The following is a 20025-nucleotide window of genomic DNA, read 5'->3' on the forward strand; positions in this document are numbered from 1 at the left end:
CGCGGAAACGGGAACATTCACCGGCATCGGCGGCCCATCCACATCTCCCGACCGGTGAACGTTGGTGTACCTTACGCCGCGGCCTATCGGACCATCAATCGCTCGGCGCGAACCATGCATGAGCGGCGACCGTCGGTGAACGACGCGGCGGCATCCGAGGGCGACTCCGGCGGCTGGCTGATGCTGGTGCGCGATCCCAAGTGGCGCGGGCTGAGCGTCATCCTCATCGGCACCTTCCTCAGCGTGATCGTGCACAACATCGCCACGGTCACGCTGCCCAGCATCGCAGCGGACTTCGGCGCCACCCTGGCCGAGGTGCAATGGGTCGCCATCGCCGTGTCGCTCACGACCGCCGCCGTGGTCATGCCCGCGGGTTACTTGGCCGACCGGTTGGGCCGCCGCGCGTTCTTCATCGGCGGCATGGCGCTCTTCGCCGCCGCCTCGCTCATGGCCGGCTGGGCGCCGTCGCTCGAATTGCTGGTCGCGGCACGCCTGCTGCAAGGCGCGGCGACGGCCATCGTGGGGGCCAACGGCATCGCCATCGCCGTCACCCTCTTCCCGGAGGAAGAGCGCGGCAAGGTGCTCGGGCTCTCCTCCGCCACGGTCGGATTCAGCGCCCTGGTGGCGCCGGCGGTCGGCGGCATCGTCGTCGAGGCGGGCGGCTGGCGCTGGGCCTATCACGCCTTGGCGCTGCCCGCGGTCGTCGGAGCGGTCGGCGCCTGGCTGGTGTTGGAGTCCGGCCGGTCGCCGGAATCCGCCGACGGACCGGGCCGGTTCGATTGGTTCGGCTCGAGCGCCATCGCCGGAATCGCCGTCACGCTGGTGCTGGGTCTCACCATGGGTCCGGTAGTCGGTTGGACCGAGCCGCTAGTCTGGAGCTCCATCGCAGCCGCCGCAGTCTTGGGCGGCGCCTACGTCTGGTGGGAGCTGCGCACGCCCCATCCGGTGTTCGACCTGCGCCTGCTGCGCCGTCGCGCCGTCGTCACGCCTCTGGGCGCGCGCATCGTGCTGCTGATGGGCCTGTCGGGCGGCGGGTTCCTGGTGCCGTTCTACATCCAGGGCGTGCTGGGTTTCAGCGCGCGCGATCTGGGGTTCATCCTCGTGCCGGGCTTCGCCGTCTACACCCTCGTCGCCACGCTCGCCGGACGATTCTCCGACCGATGGACGCCCCGTCCCTTCCTCATCGCCGGGCCGCTGGTGGGCCTCGTCAGCGTCCTCGCGCTGGCGAGCTTCGGTTCGGACACGCCGCTGGCCGTGGTCGTGCTGGTGCTGGTCGTCAACAGCGCCAGTCTCTCGCTCGTGACCTCACCCAGCACCAACGCCATGCTCGGCGCCGTGCCCGAGCGGGTCTATACGGTCGCCGTCGCGTTCATGAATCTCGCCGGCACCATCGCCGGCATCGTGGCTCTCGCCCTGATCACCGCCATCGTCACCGCGGTCATGGCCGCCGCCAGTGCCGAAGCCAGCGTCAGCGCCGTCGCCTCGGACCCCACCACCACCAACGCCTTCCTCGACGGCTGGCGCGTCGCCTTCCTGGTCCAGGCCGCCTTCATGCTCGCCGCCGCCGCGATCGGGCTGATGTATCGGCCGGCAATGCGTGCAGCGGGTCAACGAACCTGAACGGTGATTCCCCACGAGGCAAGCGCTGCCGGTTGTATGCGTTCAGACCCACCGCACGGGCTCAAGATGCTCAACAGCGCAGCTTAGTGGTAGCGTGGCGTGGACACGACAACGCCATCGCCACCGAGAGCCCGTGCTGGCGCAGAACAAGCTATCGATTCCCGAGCCTGAGGTCTTGGTCCTGACCGAGTACGGCGATCCAGACGCATATTCTGAACTGTTCTCGGAGTACGCCAGCGAGTCCGCCATCGCAATTGGTGATGCATCGAAAGTCTTGAAGCGCTTCCCGACGGGCGTCTTTCAGGCAGCGGTCACCTCGCCTCCCTACTGGTCCCTTCGCGATTACGAGATAGAGGGCCAGATAGGACTCGAAACCTCGCTTCCCGCCTATATCAATCGTCTTGTCAGCGTGTTTCAGGAAGTCTTTCGGGTTCTGAGAGACGATGGAGTCCTTTGGCTCAACATGGGTGACTCGTACACGTCCGGGGGACGCACCTGGAGAGCCCCGGACAAGAAGAACCCTGTACGTGCCATGGATGTCCGACCACCGACCCCCGACGGGTTGAAGCCGAAGGACCTAATCGGCGTACCTTGGAGGCTTGCATTCGCCCTGCAAGAGGCTGGTTGGTATCTGCGATCGGATACTGTGTGGAACAAACCCAATTGCCAGCCTGAGAGCGTCAAGGACAGGCCTACTCGAAGTCACGAATATGTGTTTCTTTTTAGCAAGTCAAAGCGGTACTACTACGACAATTCCGCTGTACGTGGACCAGGTGGGAGGAACCTCAGGACAGTATGGGATATCCACACTGAGCCATATGCCGACGCCCATTTCGCCACTTTCCCCACAGCACTAATTGAACCCTGCATCGCGCTCACTACCCAAACCGGAGACTTGGTGCTGGATCCATTTGTTGGATCGGGAACTACTGGCCTCGTTGCCCGAAAGCTTGGACGCCGCTTCATTGGGGTCGAGCTGAATCCGGCATATCTCTCAATTGCCGAGGATCGGCTGCGAGAATCCCCTGATGTCGAGTACACGCACGAATAGCAAGTCGTTCGACCCGTCCCGGCAGGTCTCATTTCACCAGCTGTTGCTAGCAGCCCGGCGCCGATGGCTCATCGACGCACTCAGTGAGGCCCTTGCAGAGATCGATCCAAACCGCCTCAAGCAGGAGTTGATGGTGTATGTGCCGCCCGATGTTCAGAGCATCCTTGCTTCCGCAGGCATTCGGGATGAGCATGTGTTTCCCACGCCAGCGGTTTTGGCAGCAAAACCGACGCTGGTCGGCTACTACCGGCTGGTCCTGGGAGTCCCGCAGAAGAGCTTCTATGGGTCCGGAACAGGGATGGGGCGATTCAAGAGCATGGAGGCCCGCGGCACCATAACTGAGCGCCAGAAATCGGCTCTGCCGAGGTTGTGCGAGACGCTTAGCGAAGGACTGGCACACTTAGTGCGCCAGCTCTCACCGGCTCCAACCCCGCGCGATATACGCGAGCTTCCTCTCCTTATCCTTGGCTCGCAGTTCCAGGGAGGCGCGAACAACAGAATTGGCCGTGAAGCCATCCTCGAGGTCTTCAGAGCCATTGACGAGCTCGTCAGCGACCATGTGGTCGAGAGAACGGCTCGTGAACTTAGGGTCCGAAATGCTTCCGATCGCATAGTGGCCATTGCACTCGGCTCAGATCCCGACATCGTGATTCGAGAGCATTTCGACGATACTCCCCGAAACAAGGTCGCGCTGGAGGTCAAAGGCGGGACCGACGTGAGCAACGTGTACAACCGGGCCGGCGAAGCCGAGAAGTCTCACCTGAAGGCCCAAGCAAGCGACTTTCGCGACTTCTGGACGGCGATAGCCATGAAGGGGGCGGACGCGAATCGCCTGCGCACGGACTCCCCAACAACAAATTCCTGGTTCGACATCGCGCAACTGCTAGCCCGCGAAGGACCGAGTTGGGACGACTTCCGCCGCCGCATTGCTCAAGAAGTCGGTATTCCTCTATAGAGTCACCGTGACTTCCGATTAGTCCGCTGGGTGTCGCACTGTCCGCCGTCGGGCCGCTCAGTCCTCCGCCTCGCGGTTCCACATGCAAGGATTACAGTTCTATTCCGATCGCATCTCTATTTCCAATCGCAACCACACTAAGGCAAGTCTTGGATTCACATCTTCAATCTAAATGATGCGCCTATCCTTGTGCAGTGCGTTCCAGCCACTCTTCAAGACTTCGTTTTAGAATCCACACATCCGATCCGATTATCGATACTTTCTGATTCTCAACATCTCCAACTATGCCATAGAGCACCGACGCCGAGGCATCATCTTCATTCCACGAAATCCCAATTGACACACGATCACCGCGTTTCACTCCATGACATGCGTCCCAGAACTCTACGTCATATGTCGCAGCGTCCGTCTCAGAGTCCGTGCTATTCCATACGTGAGCCGACGAGGTAGACCAGAACCCGAAACGATCGTAGATACAAAGCCGCATCTCTCTGCGCTCGCCATTGACAACGCACGACGCCACCCTTGTGAGCCGGCTAACGAGATAGTGCTTCGCGTCAGCCAGAGCTTCCGCAATGTCGGTGATCTGCACCAATCCTTCTTCGCTCGGGGTTATTGCCCATGCGCCGTCTGCACACCTCTGGACTATCCCCAACCAGCTTCCACCAAGCGACATGACTACACCCGAGGTCATGTCCGCGTTCGCCCATTCAACTTCCGGCGTCGCGTCACGATTGCGTCGTTGTGAGCCCCTCGGAAGGTATGTGAGCGTACCGAGGTAGTATCGAACCGCAGGGTCTGCCGATTGCCGAAGGTCGTCATAGGATTTCCGTAGAGCCGTCTCGAGGTAAGCGTCCCCGATCGCCGCAAATCCTACTCGCACCAGAAACTTGAGGGCAGCGCAGTGCGTCCTATGCTTACCGGCCATCCAGTTCATGTACCGTGCTATAGGGAGTTCCGTGCCCTGGTCTTCGGTGGTGAAACTGATTTGCCTTTCGATTGCTCTGGTGACCTCACGCTCAACCCTGATTGACACGGTGTCACGTCGCTTAGGCCAAAAGCCGACCCATAAGGCCCAAAGCAATTCCCTATGTATTTGGAGCGAAATATACGATATAGCGCTGTTTTCTTCGGTGGATTCTTCAATTGCCCAATACCGCAATTGCTGATACGTCCGTTCCGTCCCTACCTTGGCCAAATACTCCTCAATCGACCGGAATTGCCGTAGTCCCTTCACATTTACGTTATAACCAAAGAATCCAACAGCGTCATTAAATGCTTTGGCGAGATATTGAAATATCTCCTGATTACAGTCGCCTAAACATCGGTAGAGCTTGTTGAGCCCATGCGTATGACCATACGTTCCGCCGGCGTCACTAATGAGCGCCTTGAGCGCTCTTTCAATAGCGAGATGGGCCGTGGATAGGGGGTCAATCAGGTTTACCGTATTCGCCTCGGGAACTAAGTCTCTCTGGGGCGGAATGGAATCTAGAATCTCAATAGCTCGCTTTATTGATCCCTGAATCTTAAATCTTTCCATATGATCCATAGTTATCCATTCTCCATTCAAGGCGCGGTTCACAGAGAATCGGCTCACGCCTAGCATCCCAGTCAAAGGTAGCCCAGGAGAGATGCGATCTTCGATCCCGAAGAGGCTACGGCCGCCCGAGCCGGCAAACCAAGGCTTTTGGACGACCCACTCCGCACGCAGCGTGGGCCACCGAACCCGGGCGAGTGCCCCCTACAGCAGCTCCAGCCCGCGCAGCATGTCCCGCACCCGCTCCATTTCCTCGTCGGTGGCGTTCGGGGCCGGTGAGCGGCGCCAGCGGGGGGCCACGCCGCAGACCTCGATCATCGTGTGCACCAGGCCGTCGCCGCCGGCGGGGAACACCGGCCACAGATCCCAGATCGGCTGCTCGTAGTGCCGGGCCAGTCGCCACGCTTCGGGCAGGTCGTCGCGCTTGATGGCGTCCCAATAGAGCTTCTGGGGCAGCAAATTGCAGTAGATGAACACGTCCAGCCAGGAGTTGCAGTTGCCGTGGGGCCACAGCACGTAGTGGCGCTTGATGCCGCCGCCGCCGGCCATGGGCCAGCGGTCGCCCCAGCGCATCAGCACCTCGTGCGCGTAGTCCAGACCAAGGTCCTCCTTGAAGGCCCACATGTTCGGGTCGTCGGCCACCAGCTCCAGCGTCCGGATCGGCACGTCGCCCACGAACATCACCGGGGCCACCTGGCCGCAGGCCTTGTAGTAGTCCGCCAGGGATTCGGGCGTACCCTTGGCCCAGTCCGCCGGGCGCACCATGTAGAGGTCGTAGCCCAGCTCGCGCACGAAGCGCCCGAACTCAATCGCCTTGTTGAGGCCCCACTGGTTGTCGCAGGCGATGGTGAGCGCGCGGCCGTCCACGTGGTCGATCACCACGCGGTGCAGCTCCGCCACCTCGTCGTCGGTGAGCAGCGAGATGAGGCTGTCGCCCCAGGTGAGCATGATGACGTTGCAGTTGCCTTCCAGGGACTTATCGATCACCGCCCGCGTGCCGTCCCAGTCGATCTCCCCAGATTCGGTGAAGATCGTGGGCAGCGAATTGATCGGGCCGTCGAGCAGGGCGCGGACTTCGTCGTGGTCACGCATCGGAAACCTCCGGGCGGCTACATCAGGCCGATGCCGCGCAGCCAGTCGCGCAGCTCGTCGAGTTCTTCATCGGTCGGATCGGGGGCGGGTGAGCGGCGCCAGCGCGGCGCGACATCGTAGACCTCCAGCAGCGCGTGGGCGAACAGCCCGTCCTTTTCGTAGCGGACCTGCGCGGCGAGTTCCCAGAGCTTCTGCTCGTAGCGCATGGCGATGTCCCAGGCCGTGCGCGTGTCGTCGCGCTTGAGGGCGTTCCAGTAGTCCACCGTCGGCTGCGGGTGAAAGCGGATGAAGATGTCCAGCCACGCCCGCGGGCCGTGGGGATGGAACAGCACGTGCCGCTTGTGCGCGCCTCCGGTGACCATGGCCCAGCGGTCGCCCCAGCGCATCTGCACCTCGTGGGCATAGTCGATGGCCAGGTCTTCCTTGAACGCCAGCACGTTGGGCACGTTTTCAATCAGCTCGCACGTGCGCAGCGGCACCATGCCCACCAGCATCACCCGGGTCACCTGGGCGATGGCCCGAAAGTGCTCGGCCAGGGTCTCCGGCGTGCCCTTGGCCCAGTCCGCCGGTCGCACCATGTAGAGGTCGAATCCCAGCGCATCGACGTAGTTGCCGAACTCGATGGCCTTTGGCAGCGCCCACTGGTTGTCGCAGCCGATGGTCACGGCCCGGTTGCCTACATGCTCGATCACGTTCCGGTGCACCTGCGCCAGCTCGGTGTCGGTGAGCAGCGAAACCAGACTGTCGCCCCAGGTCAGCATCACGATCTGGCAACCGGCGTCCAGCGCCACGTCGATGACGTTGCGCATGCCCTCGTGATCGACATCTCCGTCGCGTTTGAACACCGTCGGCAGCGAGAGGCAGGGCCCCTCCATGAGGCCGCGGATTTCGTCGGGAGACTTCATGACGCCACCGGCTGCGTCTGCGGACCGAGCCCGGCCAGGAACTCTCGCAACTCGTCCATCTCTTCCTCCGTCGGATTGGCCGCCGGCGACCGCCGCCAGCGGGGCGCCACGCCCGCAGCCTCCACCATCGCATGCTTGACGAAGCCGTCGGGTCCATATCGCACGCGCTGCGCCATCGCACGCAGCGGAACCTCGTATCGCATCACCTGCGCCCAGGCCCCGGCAATGTCACCGCATTGCAGCGCGCGCCAATAGTCCTGGGAGACCGCCGGGAAGGTTCGGCAAAAGCCGTCCAGCCACGTGTCGCAGTGGCCGTGGGCCCACAGCAGGTGGTGGCGCTTCATCCCGCCGCCGCCCACCATCGGCCAGCGGTCGCCCCAGCGCATGATGATCTCGTGGGCGTAGTCCAGGCCGAGGTCCTCCTTGAAGGCCCACATGTTCGGGTCGTCGGCAAGCAGCTCGAGCGTGCGCAGCGGCACGTCGCCCACGAACATCACCGGCGACTCGCGCCCGCAGGCGGTGTAGAACTCCGCCAGCGACTCCGCCGTGCCCTTGGCCCACTCCGCCGGGCGCACCATGTAGACGTCGAAGCCGAGCTCACGCACGTAGCGCCCAAACTCGACGGCCTTGTTGCGGCCCCACAGGTTGTCGCAGGCGATGGTGACCGCGCGCTCGCCGGTCTGGTCGATGACGACCCGGTGCAGCTCCGCGACCTCGTCGTCGGTGAGCAACGAAATGAGGCTGTCACCCCAGGTGAGCATGATCACCTCGCAGCCGCCCTCGATGCTGAAGTCGATCAGGTTGCGGATGGACGGATAGTCGATCGCGCCGTCCTCATGAAAGATCGTCGGCACGGAGTTGCACGGCCCAACCAACCGCGCGTCGAACTCATCCTTCGACTTGATGGCTCAGGCTCCGTGTCGCGCTGTCCTGAGCGTCACGATATCCGAATGGCCGTCCGGCCGCCCGTAGAGTCAGCCGGTCAGGACACCCCCCACGCCTGCCCGATCATCCGCGTGAGCCCTTCCGCTATCGCCGCAAACCCCTCGTCGTTCGGATGCACCAGATCCGCCAGGCGCGACTCGTCGCCGGGGCCGATGAGGCTGCACCCTTCCAGCACGACGAGGTTGGCATCGCCGGCGGCAACCCGCGCGGACACCGCATGGCGAATGACCTCCCGGTACTCCTCCACTCTCGCGCCGGCGGCGTTTCGGTGGTCGCGTTCGGGCAGGTACCAGGTGGGCGTGATGACGACGATGGGCGTCTCCGCGTGCGAGGCGCGCACGACCTCGAGGAAGTCGGCGTAGATGCGGCCAAACTCGGTCGGACCCGGACGGCCAATCGCGTAGGTGTTGATGCCGTAGTAGAGCGAGATCGCGTCGGCCGGCAGGTCGGCCACGATTCGCGCCATGCCGGGCTCGCCTCTGGCAGATCCGCCAAAGCCCAGGTTGATGAAATCGGCGCCCAGCGCGCGAGCCACCCGTGACGGATAGGCCAGCCCCGACCGCGTGGTGATGGCGCCGTGCGTGATCGAGTCTCCGTGGAAGGTGATGAAGCGGGACGGTCGATGGGCGGGCGCCGCCAGGCTGGCGCCGGGCGCGAGCCCCAGCGACTTGAGCCGCACCTTGGAGTAGGGCGGCATGTGCAGCTCGATTTCATGGGTACCCGTCAGGCCTTCGAGGAGAGCGGCGGTGCATGGACCCGGATCGTCACCGCCGTCGGTGCCTGCGAACTGCCCGTCAACGTAGGCGTCGACCTTGCTGGCGCGGCTCGGCCGGGCCAGATACTCGAAGTGCAGGGCCACTCGCGAGCTGTTCGTCTGGAAGACCAGCCGCACGCCCGAAGCCATCTCCGATCGCTCCCAAGTGTCGCCCGGCAGGCTGTTTCGGTGCTCCTCCGGAATCCGATGGAGCAGCGCCCGCGGCGCACCCACCAAGCCCCGCATTTCGACATCCGGCGACGGCAGCGCGATCCATTGCATGTCCGGTTCCTCTGGCGGCAGTCAGCGGCATAGTAGGCGCCCGTGACTACGAGGGGCGCTATTGGCTTCGCCGCCCGACCTGCCCGGCATAATCGACGCGGATGCAGGCCGCCGGCGCGGATTCGCCGGCCACTCGGAGGAGCCGCGCCAATGGCGACCCAGTTGCGCAAGATCTGGCTCTCGGTTCACTCGCTGACCTGGCTCGCGCTGCCGCCCGACAGCCGCGAGCGCATGGACCGCATGTGGAATCAATTCACCGAGCGGATCCCATTGGCTTATCCGCTCGAGCAGAAGCTGCAGCGGGACTACCAGCGCCTTGTCGACGACGCCGGTGAGGACGAAGCCTTCTATTTCCTCCCCACGCACTTCGAGGCCGCCGACGAAATCATCGAATACGCCGACGCGCGGCTCGGCGAGCGGTCGATGGCGTCACGCGTCGAGGGCGGCGCGGAGGCCAAGGAGCGCGCGCTCGGCAGGGACTTCTTCCAGGGTGTCGAAGACGATCAGCGTGCGGCCGTTCGCAACCGCGGGCTCGTCGACGGCGTGCTGACGGCCGACCAACTGCGGCAGGACGGCGCGGCTCGCGACAACCGCCCCGACCTGCCCGCGGGCGGGTTGCAGCAGACCGAGATTCGCGGTTGGATGCAGGCCAAGGCGTGGGGACTGGACCTGCTGGCCCAGGCTGAGAGCCGTGGACTCGAGTTCGACCCCGCGACAGTGGAGATGGAGGCATTCGGCGGCGACTGGTGCTATTGCGCCGCGAGCTTTCCGATTCAGATTGGGCGTGCGATGGGACGCGCGAATCCCATCGAGCGGCGCTTCGATCTCATCAATCCGGCCGAAGGCCCGGTGCTACTGCAATCTGAAGTGGTCGAGCAGAACATTCGGCTGGCCGACAACATTCGACTCTTCATCTGGGAATACACCGATTCGCATGGTCCGCGCTACGTGGCGCAGTTCTGGGAGGGCATCCGCGGGATCATGGATCGCACCCACGAGGCCGTCGTCGACCTGCCGGCCGACTCCGCCGAGATCGTGAACCTCTGGGGCTTCCCGGAGACCCGCGCCCGCGGCGTGGACACCCCGCCGCGACATGGGCCGCTGCGCCTCAGCGTCGGGTCCGGCGGTCACACGCCGATCGCGTCGTCGATCGTCATGACCGACGGCCACCTGCCGCTCGCTGAATTCCGGGACGCCCTGACGTCAGCCGAGATTCGCCTGACCTGAGCCCAAATGAGCGAGCTGTCCTTCCTCACCGACGGACCTGCCGACGCGACGGACCGCTTCGTGCTGGCCCACGGCGCTGGTGCGCCCATGGACAGCCCCACCATGGAGGCCATCGCTACCGAAGTGGCCGCCGCCGGAATCCGGGTCGTTCGCTTCGAGTTCCCCTACATGCGCCAGCGGCGCAGCAGCGGTCGACGACGGCCGCCCGACCGGCAGCCCGTGCTCCTCGAGACCTGGCACGAGGTCATCGACGCCTTGGGCGGAGCCGAGCGCCTGGTGATCGGCGGGCGCTCCATGGGCGGCCGCATGGCCAGCCTCATCGCCGACGCGGTTGGCGCCAGGGGTCTTGTCTGTCTCGGCTATCCCTTCCACCCGCCCGGCAATCCGGAGAAGCTCCGCACCGAGCACCTGGCCGCGCTGCACACGCCTACGCTCATCGTGCAGGGCGAGCGCGACGCCTTCGGGTCCAAGGCCGAGGTCGGCGGCTACGCCCTCTCGAACGCCATCCGGGTCCACTGGCTCGCGGACGGCGATCACTCGTTCGTCCCGCGAAAGAGGTCCGGTCACACGACAGCGGATCATCTCGCGGAGGCCGCGGCGGTCACCGCCGGGTTCATCCGATCACTGGGCCACGCAACGCGCAGCTAAGGCTGGCACCATATCGGGCAGCGAGCACGACGACCTGAGCAGGAGATCGACATGAAGACCTACCGCGCCGCCATTCTGGGCCTGGGCCGCATGGGCAACACCATCGACGACGAGATCCCGCCGTCGCGCGACTTCATGCTGCCCTATGGCTTGCCCGGGGCCTGCCAGGCCGTCGAGCAGCTCGATTTGGTGGCGGGGTGCGACCTGCTGCCCGAGAAGCGCGCCAACTTCAGCGAGCGCTGGGGAGTGCCCGCGGTCTACGAAGACCTCGACGAGATGATTGCCAAGGAGCAACCCGACCTCGTCGCCATCTGCACGCGGGCCGACGTGCACTCGGAGCTGGCGGTCCGGGTGGCGAACGCCGGCGTGCCCATGATGTATCTCGAAAAGGCCATCGCCTGCTCGCCCCGCGAGGCCGACGACGTGCTGGCGGCGTGCCAAGCGCACCGGACGGTGTTCAACTCGGGCGTCCTGAACCGGTTTTCGAAGACCTTCGGCGCGGCGCGAGACCTGATCGTGCAGGGCCGCATCGGCGAGCCGAAGGCCGCGATCCAATTCCCCGCACGGAGCCTGCTTCACGGCCACATTCATTCAGTCGACGCACTGTCCTACCTGCTGGGCGACCCCCGCATCACGCGCGTGCGCGGTGAGCTGCATCCCCGCGATCTCGAGATTGTCGACGGCAGGCTCGACGACGACCCGATGGCGTCCTATCACCTGGAGTTCGAGAACGGGGTGGAGGCGTGGAGCATTTCGGCCGGGCAACACGAGTTCGAAATCGTGGGAACCGAGGGCGTGGTGCGCACGCTCAACAACGCCGAGGGATTGTCGCTGCGCGTCAACCGACCCACCGACTCATCGAGGCACCGCGAGTGGCACGCGGAGCCGCTGCCAGAGGTCGAGAAGTCAAGCTCGGTGGTGACGTGCCTGGAAGACTTGATCGAGGCCCACGAGACGGGACGACCGACGCTCAATCACATCGAGCAGGCGCACCACGTCACCGAGGCCTGCTTCGCCATCGCCGAGAGTCATCGCCGGGGCGGAGCGTGGGTGGACCTGCCGCTCACCGACCGCGATCTCTACATCTATCACGTGTAGCGCCTACCGCCGTTCGTGGTGAGTCCTTCGACTGGCTCAGGAGAGGCCCCGTCGAACCATAAACGGTGCCCTTCGACTTCGCTCAGGGCGAACGGAGATTGCCCACAGCGCGCTCTCCGCCGTTTGTTGTCAGGCCCCGCGCCGTTCGTGGTGAGCCTGTCGAACCATGAACGGGGCTCTAGCCAGCCTCCTCAGCCGCTTGAACCGAGTCACGCACGCGCCGCGCAAACTCCGAGTCCATGTCCGCGTTTAGGTCCGGCTGCGTGAACACGACCCAGTGGCCATCGGCGTCGCGGAAGAGCAGGTCGCGGGTGTTCCACGGCGTGCGCGCCGGTCCCTCGACCGCGCCACCGGGCTCATTCGCGGCGATTGCCGCCCGCGCGTCCAGGTCCTCGTCCCCAGCGGCGAACGAGACCCGCACGCCCGACGCCTTGTCCTCGGGATCGCGCCCCGGCACCAGCAGAATGTCCTGATATCGAAACCGCCGCAGGTGGACCAGCACCGGCTCACCTTCCGGGCCGGGCAGCACCGCCAGCTCCACGAATCCGAGCCCGTTCACATACCAGCGCCGCGCCGAGTCCATGTCCGAGACCTCGAACGTGACGAACTGCGGCATCACGTAGATGCCGCGGTCGATGGTCGTGCTTGGCGGCGCGGCGTCGGGCGAGCTCATCAAAGGACTCCGGCGGCCCATGCTGCGTGCAGCATGGGAACGCGCTCCTACCCCGCAACCCCCGCCGCGACCGGCTGCGAGGCGCGGTCGCCGCCGGCGAAGCCGCAGAACTCCTCGTAGTCGATCAGCTCGGTGACCGTGGGCGAGTCCCCGCACAGCGGGCAGCTGGGGTCGCGCCGGAGCTTCAGCTCGCGGAACTCCATGGCCAGCGCGTCGAACAGCAGCAGGCGTCCGGCCAGCGTATCGCCGGTGCCCAGGATCACCTTGATCGTCTCCGTGGCCTGGATGAGACCCACTAGGCCCGGCAGCACGCCCAGCACGCCGGCCTCGGAGCAGCTTGGCGCCATCTCCGGCGGCGGCGGGGTCGGGTAGAGGCAGCGGTAGCAACCTTCGCCCGGAACGAAGATCGTCGACATACCCTCAAAGCGCAGCACGCTGCCGTCGACCACGGGCTTGCCCAGCATGTAGGCGGCGTCGTTGACCAGGTAGCGCGTGGGGAAGTTGTCGCAACCGTTCACGATCACGTCGTAGCCGCCCAGAACCTCCATCGCGTTTTCGGACGTGAGCGGCTCGTTGTGCTCGATGACTTCCACGTCCGAGTTGAGCCCGGTGAGCGTTTCGGCCGCCGACCCGGTCTTGGGCAGCCCCACGCGGTCCTCGCGGTGCAAGATCTGCCGCTGCAAGTTGGAGCGGTCGACGACGTCGAAGTCCACGACGCCCAGCTTGCCTACGCCCGCCGCGGCCAGGTAATAGAGCACGGGCGAACCGAGTCCGCCGGCCCCAATGGCCACGACGCTGGCCTCCAATAGCTTCATTTGACCGGCGACGCCAACCTCCGGCAGCAGCATGTGCCGGCTGTATCGCTGAACCTGCTCGACGTTGAACACGCGCCTACCCTCGTTCCCTAGACCTCAACATGCGCCGTGCCGACCCTAGTGGCCGGCGGGCGGCTCCTCGGTGTCGTAGCCGGCGGCCTCCCAGGCCTCCATGCCGCCCTGCATGTTGTAGGCCTGGTTCAGGCCCAGGGCGGTTGCCATCTGCGTGGCGACGCCGCTGGTCTGGCCGACGTTGCAAATGAATAGGATCGGCTTGTCGGTCGGGATTGCCTCGGTTGGTCGCGCCAGGATGTCTTCGAGCGGCACGTACTCCGCCCCCGGCATGGCCGGAAACGGGAACTGTGTCCGAACGTCGATCACCCGGACCTCGTCCTGCTCGACCAGCTTCTTGGCCTCATGGACGTCGACTTCGTTGGAGGGCATTTGTGCTGCAGCCACGTTAAACCTCACCGCCGGGAAACCACCCGCCTCTTGCTGCGATCTTCGCGCCGCGTCCGCCGCGAGTCAATCCCTGCGGAACTCAGGAGCGCATGCGCCGATCATTTATGACGCTCTTGCTCCGCTTGCAAAGTTTCTCACCGACGGCTACCAGTCGGACCCGGCTATGATTCCAACGTGCGTGTGGCCGGGGTGGAGTGCACGGTGGATCCAGCCGACCTGCGGAGTCGCCTCGCCGAGGCTGGCTTGCCCGACGAGGCAGTCGACGCCCTCTCCGCGCGCCTGGACGATTCCACCAGAAACTCGGCCAGCGTCTCGCGCGCCCTCGGGTTGCCGTGGACGCCCGGGCACGCGCGACCGCTCGCGATCGCCCCGGTGCAAAACGCCCTGGAGTCGGAGCATTTGGCGCCGCCCCAAGCCGTAGCCGCCATCGTCGAGCATGTGACGGCTCACGACGCGCGAGCAACCGCGGCTCAGTCCTCGCACGCTCCACTGCGTCTCCTCTGTCTGCACGGACCCAACGGCGTGGGCAAGACGGCCGCGGCACGAACCATGGCGCGCGCCCTGGACCGACCCTGCGAGGTCATCGACCTGGCGCAGCTCGGCGCCGCCGAGGAAATCTGGCGGCGCGACGGCCAGCCGGGCGCGCTCATGGGCGCCGTCGAGCGGGCGCAGTCCGCAGAGGCCGTGGTCGTGCTGGCCGGGATCGATCGCGCGGCCGAGCGTTGGGGCGCCCAGGCCAGCACGCTTCTGGCGCGGCTGACCGATCCCCACCGCCGCGCCAGAGTCGTCGACCCATACTTCGGCGTTCCATTCGACCTGTCGCGCTTGCTCCTCGTCGTCACCTGCCGCTGGACCCAACCGTTGGCGACGGACGATTTGTCGAGACTCGATCGCGCGGAATTTCCCGGTTTGCTGATCAATCAGAAGGCCGAGTTGGCCCGGCGAACCCTGATCCCGGCCGCGCTCGCCGACCATGGGCTGTCGCCCGACGCCCTGACGTTTGACGGCAACGCCCTGCTGGTACTGATTCGGAGCTACACGGACGAGGCCGGCGTCGCGCACCTGGACGAGCTTCTGCGGCGCGTCGTTCGCCGGTCACTGGTCGCCGGCACTCTGAGCGGCGGCGACCAGGGTGTCGTTGCGAGCGAGCACCTCTTCGATCTGGCCGGTCGGCCGCCCGTCCCCGAGCGTCCCGACCGGCGCGCGCAGCGCCGCGGTCTCACCGCCGCGCTGGTGGTTGATGAGCGTGGCGGCCGGCACGGCGCCGTGATGGCCGTGCTGATGCCGGGACTCGGCCACGCGTTGGTTTCGGGGCTGGGTCGGATCTCGATGCTGGACTCGAACGGCGCCAACGTCTCAGGGGAGCTGGCCGTCGTCACGGCAGCCATCCGCTCGCGCCTGTCGGACCTCGATGTGTCGGCGCGCTTCATGCAGGAATTCGACATGCAGGTGCATGTTCCGGCAAGCCGGATTGCCGACGACTCCGGTTCGATCGGCCTCGCCGTGTCCATCGCCATTGTGTCCCTCGCCCGCGATCGCCCGGTAGACCCGGAACTCGCCGCCACCGGCAGCCTGTCGGTCGACGGTCGGATCGAGCCCACCGTCGCCATCGCGCCCAAGATGCTGGCGGCCCATCGCGCCGGCGTGCGCCGGGTCCTGCTGCCGCGCGGCAACGAGCGCGACCTGGACGATCTCCCGCCCCGGATCCACGACGACATCACCTTCATTCCGGTGGACGACATCGCGCAGGCGCTGCACGTCGCGCTGCGCTGAGTCTGGGTACGGCCGCCGGCTGCGCAAACGCCGGCTGGCATTGGCCTGAATTGGCATGCGGCATCGGCTAGGAATCGCAGGGTCGCTCGCGTTCGGGATGGCCCTCGTCGTGCTGGGCGCCCTCGCGCTGGTGTGGGCGATTCGAAGCTCCGCGGAAGCGCCCGAGACAGCGCGGCCCCCCGCCGACCTGCCCGATCCGCACGAGCGGATGATGTTCGACTCGGCCTACGACCAACGCCTCAGCCGCGACGCCATCCCACCCATCTACCAGCCGCACTTCGTGGCCGCCGCCGAGGCGCCGCTCCAGCCGGACGAGCTGGTCATTGGGCTGGTCATCGACGGCGAGGCGCGGGCCTATCCCGTCACGACGCTCAATCGGCGCGAGATGGTCAACGATGTCGTCGGCGGTACACCGGTGCTCGTCACCTGGTGACCGCTCTGCTACACCGGTCTCGTGCACGACCGGCGGTTCGAGGGCCGGACCCTGGTCTTCGGCAATCAGGGCGCGCTGTACAAGACGGCCATGACGTGGTTCGACCACGCCACGGGCACCATCTGGAGCCAACCAATCGGCCGAGCCCTGGTCGGCGAGCTGCGCGGCGCGACGCTCACCCAGATCCCCTCGACCCTGGACACCTGGGAGGGGTTCCGCGCCCGGCACCCCAATGCGCTGGTGCTGTCCAACGGCCTCGACGGACCGCGGCTCATCCTCGCGTCGCCGCGGGAGAACTGGGTGATCGGCCTCGCCTTGGGGGACGCGGCCGCGGCCGTTGACTTCAGCCACGCACGGGCCGCGGGCCTGGTGCAGCTGACGGTGGGTGATGAGCCGGTGGCGGTCTGGGTCGACTCCACTACCGGAACCGTGCGGGCTTATCTGCGGCGGGTGGCGAATCGCCTGCTGGAGTTCGAGTCGGCGGGCGCCGGTACCTTGCGCGACCGCGAGACCGGATCGCTGTGGAGCGCGACGAATGGCCTGGCGCTCAGCGGTCCGCTTGCCGGCCAAGCCCTCAGCCCGGTGCCCTGGACGTCCGCGTTCGACTGGGCCTGGCGCGATTTTTACCCAAAATCCACATTCATTGAGGCCTGATTCCGCCTGAAGTCGCCGATTTGGCGGTGCGGCCCGAGCAATCGCACACCGAGTGAGCGGGAGTTTTTTGGCATGTTCGGCGTTTAACTTCGACTCCGAAACAACTCCGTGACGACTGGGATCTCGACGCAATGGTCGAGCAGGGGACACACCGCGCAGTCGATGATGAGCTTCGCCGGGGGCCGGGTCGCGCGGCAGAAGCCGGCCCGCTCGAACAGCCCCACCACGTCCCGGTTCACCAGCGAATAGAGCTGCCCGAACCCCCGAGACCTGGCTTCGGCCTTTGCCGTTTCGATCAGCTGCAGGCCGAGTTGCCGACCTCGATAGTCGCCGCTTACCGCCAGGGAGCGCAGCTCCGCCATCTGGCCAACGTCGTCGTTGGCATCGTGCCGAATCCCAAATTCGTCGGCCGGGAGCCTGTCCGCCAGCCAAGCGATGATCTCTTGGTGGTTCGACGGCATGCCGTAGACAGCCACCGAGACGCAGCCGACGACCTCACCCGAGGGCAGGACGGCCGAGAAGAAGCGACCCAGGCTCTCGTCCCCCAGCATCCGGAGGATTTGCTGCGGACTCACCGGGAGCAACGCTCCCGAGCCGTCCGACCGAAACCGGTTAGCCGCGATGAGGGCCGCGATGCTCGGGATGTCGTTGAGCGTCGTAGGGCGAATCACGGCCCGCTTGGAGCCCATTGAGGATTGGCTACCGGTCATGTCATGCCGTCTCGATCGGTCGGTGTGACCGGAGCTACGCTGAACGGTAGAGGTCGGCGATCGTGACCGGATCGCCGCTGGCGGCCGAGCGATAGGCCGCGTCGACGATCTCCACCGACCACTGCGCAATCGAGCCCGGCGACAGATTCGGCGCCCGGCCCAGCACCACGTCGGCCAGATTCTTCACCGGCGCCCGCAGCGGATAGTGCAGCGAGGCATCGTCCTCGCGCATTTCCTCGCCGCCGCCGTCATAGCGGTGCAGCGTCAGCCTAGGCGTCCGTTCCATGTCGATCTCCATCCAGCCCTTGGAGCCAAAGATGCGCAGCTCATTGTGGGGGGTGTCGTCGTTGGGTTTCGTCCCGATGCTGGCCACCGTGCCCAACGCGCCTCTGGTGAAGCGCACGCTTAGCACGTCAACCGCGTCGACAGGCACTTCGAGATTCGACATATACCCGTGGACAGACTGCGGCCCGTCGTCGATCACAAAGGCCGCCAGCGCCGCTGAATGCGTGAGCTGATTCTGCCCTTGACCAGAGGCGCTGAAGTTCTGACCCGTGGGGCCGTGCACCGGAAAGTCCCAGCCCTCGAGCACGTCCGGCTGCCGCACGAGCTGGATGGCGGAGCTGGCGAAAAGGCTATGAACCAATTCGACCTCGCCGATCGCTCCGCCGGTTACCAGCTCGCGGGCGCGGCGAGCCAGCCGCGTGTAGTGAAACGTGTGGCCGACCACGATTTCCGTTCCCGCGCGCTCGGCCGCTTCCAGCAGCGCCCGGCCCTCGGGCGCGATTTCGGTCATGGGCTTCTCGATTAGCACATGCAGCCCGGCATCGATGGCCCGGCGCGCCAGCTCGAAATGCGTGGCGTTGCTGCTGGCGACGACCAGTCCGTCCAGCGACTCCCGCGCCAGCATGCGGTCGAGGTCGTCGTAGACCGCGGCCACGCCGTAGTGCTCGGCCGCCCGCGCCGCGCGCTCCACGTCCAGGTCGCAGAGGGCCGCGACCTCGGCCCGCGGATGCTCGATGAGCCCGGGAATGTGCGCCTCCGTGGCCCACCATCCCGTGCCCACGACCCCGATCCGTGCTCTGTCCAATGCGCTCATCACACCCGGAATACCTCCACTCCGCCACGGGCAACATAGCGCACGGTCGCGCCCTCGCTATCCGAGGCGAATCGGGTCGCGGGGATAGTCGGTCAGCACCTCGCAGCCGTCGGCGGTGACGGCCACCGTCTCGCTCACGCCCACGCCCGCGCGGCCCACGTCGCGCGCCACCGCCCGCACGTGAAACACATGACCCGCCTCAAGCGTCGAATAGGTGGCCACCGACCGCTCGGTGCGGCCGCTGCGCGGGCAGATCTGCAGACCGGGCACGTCCATCCAGTCCGGCTCGAAGCTCAGGCCCACCGAATACCCGCGATTGCCGTCCCTGAAAACACGCGATGGCAACTCGTTCAGCGGCTCGGATGCGTGCTCCCCAAGCTCGAGCGTGGACACGCCGGGCCGCATGCCGGCGATGGTTCGCTCCACCGCCGCGACGCACGCCGCGTACATCGCGTCCCAAACCGGGTCGGCCAGCGCGCCGACTACGCCCGTGCGGATCATGGGCGCGGTATAGCGCTTGACACACGCGCCCCACTCCAGAATCGCCGGATGGCCGGGTGTGAGCCGCGAACGCCCGAACGTCGTGTGCGGAATGCCGGAGTTTCGGCCGGCGGTGATGATGGGCTGAATCGACATGCGCTCGCTGCCGGCGCCCACCAGCGCCCGATAGGCCATCGCCGCCACGTTGGTGTCGGGCGCGTCCGGGCGCAGCTCGGCCCTGGCGGCGTCGAACCCGCGCGGCGTGATTGCCCCGGCGGACCGGATGGCGGCGAGCTCGGCCGCGCTCTTCCGCGCCCGCACCCCGTCCACCAGCCAGTGCACGTAGCTCCACGAGGCGCCCACGGACTCCGCGGCGCGGAGATAGCTCTGGTGCGCCCCGCCGTGCTGATGGTGCTCCCAGCCCAGCCTTGCCTTTGCCCAGCCGCGATGGCGGAGCACGTCCACGAGCACGGCGGCGGGGTCCTCCGACCACGGATAGGTGACCACGTCCTCCACCCAACTCGAGACCAACGCGTTGAAGACCTCGAAATCGTCGACAAGCAGCGTGGGATCGCGGTCGATTCCGACGATGAGAAACGCGGGCACGAACGACGCCAGCGTCTCGTAGCCGCTGACATAGCAGACGCTGGGCGCAAAGGTGCACACCAGCGCGTCCAGGCCTTCGGCCGCCATCACAGCTCGCAGCGCCTCGTGCCGACGTTGAAACTCGTTTTCGTCGAAGGTCAGCGACCGGATGTCGCCGGCATCCGCCGGGCGCTTGAGCTCACCAAACAGCGGCATGGGCCTGTTCC

Annotated in this window: 18 protein-coding genes and 1 pseudogene; 8 read left to right on the forward strand and 11 right to left on the reverse strand. The window is 65.9% G+C overall.

All coding sequences use genetic code 11. The features are described 5' to 3' along the window. Positions 1-114: 114 nt before the first annotated feature. The 3 genes from OXG79_08800 (at position 115) to OXG79_08810 (ending at position 3626) form a co-directional block, all read left to right on the forward strand. The gene (locus tag OXG79_08800; GenBank protein MCY3783869.1) at positions 115-1620 is read left to right on the forward strand and encodes an MFS transporter; all 1506 of its coding nucleotides are present in this window, start codon (positions 115-117) and stop codon (positions 1618-1620) included. Between the two features lie 253 nt (positions 1621-1873). Beyond that, positions 1874-2671: a site-specific DNA-methyltransferase gene (locus tag OXG79_08805; protein MCY3783870.1), complete on the forward strand. Its 798-nt coding sequence runs from the start codon at positions 1874-1876 to the stop codon at positions 2669-2671. After that, the gene (locus OXG79_08810) at positions 2649-3626 is read left to right on the forward strand and encodes an XcyI family restriction endonuclease (GenBank protein MCY3783871.1); all 978 of its coding nucleotides are present in this window, start codon (positions 2649-2651) and stop codon (positions 3624-3626) included. Before OXG79_08805 ends, OXG79_08810 begins: the two co-directional genes overlap by 23 nt. A gap of 181 nt (positions 3627-3807) precedes the next feature. Here OXG79_08810 and OXG79_08815 read toward each other — a convergent pair whose 3' ends face one another. The 5 genes from OXG79_08815 to OXG79_08835 form a co-directional block, all read right to left on the reverse strand. Continuing rightward, positions 3808-5208: a hypothetical protein gene (locus OXG79_08815; protein MCY3783872.1), complete on the reverse strand. Its 1401-nt coding sequence runs from the start codon at positions 5206-5208 to the stop codon at positions 3808-3810. 159 nt (positions 5209-5367) lie between these two features. Next, positions 5368-6255 carry a dihydrodipicolinate synthase family protein gene (locus tag OXG79_08820; protein ID MCY3783873.1) on the reverse strand — a complete coding sequence of 296 codons (888 nt, stop codon included), beginning with the start codon at positions 6253-6255 and terminating at the stop codon, positions 5368-5370. Positions 6256-6272: 17 nt separating this feature from the next. Next, positions 6273-7160, reverse strand: coding sequence for a dihydrodipicolinate synthase family protein (locus tag OXG79_08825; GenBank protein MCY3783874.1), 888 nt, complete (start codon positions 7158-7160; stop codon positions 6273-6275). Next, positions 7157-8014 (reverse strand): dihydrodipicolinate synthase family protein, encoded by an 858-nt coding sequence (locus tag OXG79_08830; GenBank protein ID MCY3783875.1) that lies wholly within the window; start codon positions 8012-8014, stop codon positions 7157-7159. The genes OXG79_08825 and OXG79_08830 overlap by 4 nt, the downstream gene beginning before the upstream one ends. A 128-nt stretch (positions 8015-8142) precedes the next feature. Beyond that, a complete protein-coding gene (locus OXG79_08835) occupies positions 8143-9141 on the reverse strand; it encodes a GDSL-type esterase/lipase family protein (protein ID MCY3783876.1) in 999 nt (332 codons plus the stop codon). Between the two features lie 150 nt (positions 9142-9291). Between OXG79_08835 and OXG79_08840 the strand changes: the two genes are divergently transcribed. Genes OXG79_08840 through OXG79_08850 form a run of 3 tightly spaced genes read left to right on the forward strand, consistent with a single transcriptional unit; the run spans position 9292 to position 12114 of the window. Further along, positions 9292-10368, forward strand: a complete 1077-nt coding sequence (locus tag OXG79_08840; protein MCY3783877.1) for a hypothetical protein — start codon at positions 9292-9294, stop codon at positions 10366-10368. A gap of 6 nt (positions 10369-10374) precedes the next feature. After that, a complete protein-coding gene (locus OXG79_08845; GenBank protein MCY3783878.1) occupies positions 10375-11016 on the forward strand; it encodes a dienelactone hydrolase family protein in 642 nt (213 codons plus the stop codon). 51 nt (positions 11017-11067) lie between these two features. Then, positions 11068-12114: a Gfo/Idh/MocA family oxidoreductase gene (locus tag OXG79_08850; protein ID MCY3783879.1), complete on the forward strand. Its 1047-nt coding sequence runs from the start codon at positions 11068-11070 to the stop codon at positions 12112-12114. 178 nt (positions 12115-12292) lie between these two features. On the opposite strand, the gene OXG79_08855 is transcribed toward OXG79_08850, so the two are convergent. From OXG79_08855 to OXG79_08865, 3 genes and pseudogenes are all read right to left on the reverse strand, one after another. Then, positions 12293-12787 carry a VOC family protein gene (locus OXG79_08855; GenBank protein ID MCY3783880.1) on the reverse strand — a complete coding sequence of 165 codons (495 nt, stop codon included), beginning with the start codon at positions 12785-12787 and terminating at the stop codon, positions 12293-12295. A gap of 101 nt (positions 12788-12888) precedes the next feature. Beyond that, positions 12889-13674 (reverse strand): annotated as a pseudogene (gene moeB / locus OXG79_08860) (molybdopterin-synthase adenylyltransferase MoeB). A gap of 45 nt (positions 13675-13719) precedes the next feature. Then, positions 13720-14061, reverse strand: coding sequence for a rhodanese-like domain-containing protein (locus tag OXG79_08865; protein MCY3783881.1), 342 nt, complete (start codon positions 14059-14061; stop codon positions 13720-13722). Between the two features lie 204 nt (positions 14062-14265). Between OXG79_08865 and OXG79_08870 the strand changes: the two genes are divergently transcribed. Together OXG79_08870 and OXG79_08875 are read left to right on the forward strand one after the other, a co-directional pair. Continuing rightward, positions 14266-15837, forward strand: coding sequence for an AAA family ATPase (locus OXG79_08870; protein ID MCY3783882.1), 1572 nt, complete (start codon positions 14266-14268; stop codon positions 15835-15837). 211 nt (positions 15838-16048) lie between these two features. Beyond that, positions 16049-16924 (forward strand): DUF3179 domain-containing (seleno)protein, encoded by an 876-nt coding sequence (locus OXG79_08875; protein MCY3783883.1) that lies wholly within the window; start codon positions 16049-16051, stop codon positions 16922-16924. A gap of 83 nt (positions 16925-17007) precedes the next feature. On the opposite strand, the gene OXG79_08880 is transcribed toward OXG79_08875, so the two are convergent. Genes OXG79_08880 through OXG79_08890 form a run of 3 tightly spaced genes read right to left on the reverse strand, consistent with a single transcriptional unit; the run spans position 17008 to position 20014 of the window. After that, positions 17008-17613: a GNAT family N-acetyltransferase gene (locus OXG79_08880; GenBank protein MCY3783884.1), complete on the reverse strand. Its 606-nt coding sequence runs from the start codon at positions 17611-17613 to the stop codon at positions 17008-17010. Positions 17614-17668: 55 nt separating this feature from the next. Further along, positions 17669-18733 (reverse strand): Gfo/Idh/MocA family oxidoreductase, encoded by a 1065-nt coding sequence (locus OXG79_08885; GenBank protein ID MCY3783885.1) that lies wholly within the window; start codon positions 18731-18733, stop codon positions 17669-17671. 57 nt (positions 18734-18790) lie between these two features. Beyond that, positions 18791-20014 (reverse strand): Xaa-Pro peptidase family protein, encoded by a 1224-nt coding sequence (locus OXG79_08890; GenBank protein MCY3783886.1) that lies wholly within the window; start codon positions 20012-20014, stop codon positions 18791-18793. Positions 20015-20025 lie beyond the last annotated feature (11 nt).

This window comes from Chloroflexota bacterium (genome assembly GCA_026706485.1).
Lineage (GTDB): Bacteria > Chloroflexota > UBA11872 > UBA11872 > UBA11872 > JAJECS01.

Coding starts and splice junctions, on each gene's coding strand:
- OXG79_08800 (MCY3783869.1), top strand. CDS start 115: ATGCATGAGCGGCGACCGTCGGTGAACGACGCGGCGGCATCCGAGGGC.
- OXG79_08810 (MCY3783871.1), top strand. CDS start 2,649: ATGTCGAGTACACGCACGAATAGCAAGTCGTTCGACCCGTCCCGGCAG.
- OXG79_08820 (MCY3783873.1), bottom strand. CDS start 6,255: ATGCGTGACCACGACGAAGTCCGCGCCCTGCTCGACGGCCCGATCAAT.
- OXG79_08825 (MCY3783874.1), bottom strand. CDS start 7,160: ATGAAGTCTCCCGACGAAATCCGCGGCCTCATGGAGGGGCCCTGCCTC.
- OXG79_08835 (MCY3783876.1), bottom strand. CDS start 9,141: ATGCAATGGATCGCGCTGCCGTCGCCGGATGTCGAAATGCGGGGCTTG.
- OXG79_08840 (MCY3783877.1), top strand. CDS start 9,292: ATGGCGACCCAGTTGCGCAAGATCTGGCTCTCGGTTCACTCGCTGACC.
- OXG79_08845 (MCY3783878.1), top strand. CDS start 10,375: ATGAGCGAGCTGTCCTTCCTCACCGACGGACCTGCCGACGCGACGGAC.
- OXG79_08850 (MCY3783879.1), top strand. CDS start 11,068: ATGAAGACCTACCGCGCCGCCATTCTGGGCCTGGGCCGCATGGGCAAC.
- OXG79_08855 (MCY3783880.1), bottom strand. CDS start 12,787: ATGAGCTCGCCCGACGCCGCGCCGCCAAGCACGACCATCGACCGCGGC.
- OXG79_08880 (MCY3783884.1), bottom strand. CDS start 17,613: ATGGGCTCCAAGCGGGCCGTGATTCGCCCTACGACGCTCAACGACATC.
- OXG79_08885 (MCY3783885.1), bottom strand. CDS start 18,733: ATGAGCGCATTGGACAGAGCACGGATCGGGGTCGTGGGCACGGGATGG.
- OXG79_08890 (MCY3783886.1), bottom strand. CDS start 20,014: ATGCCGCTGTTTGGTGAGCTCAAGCGCCCGGCGGATGCCGGCGACATC.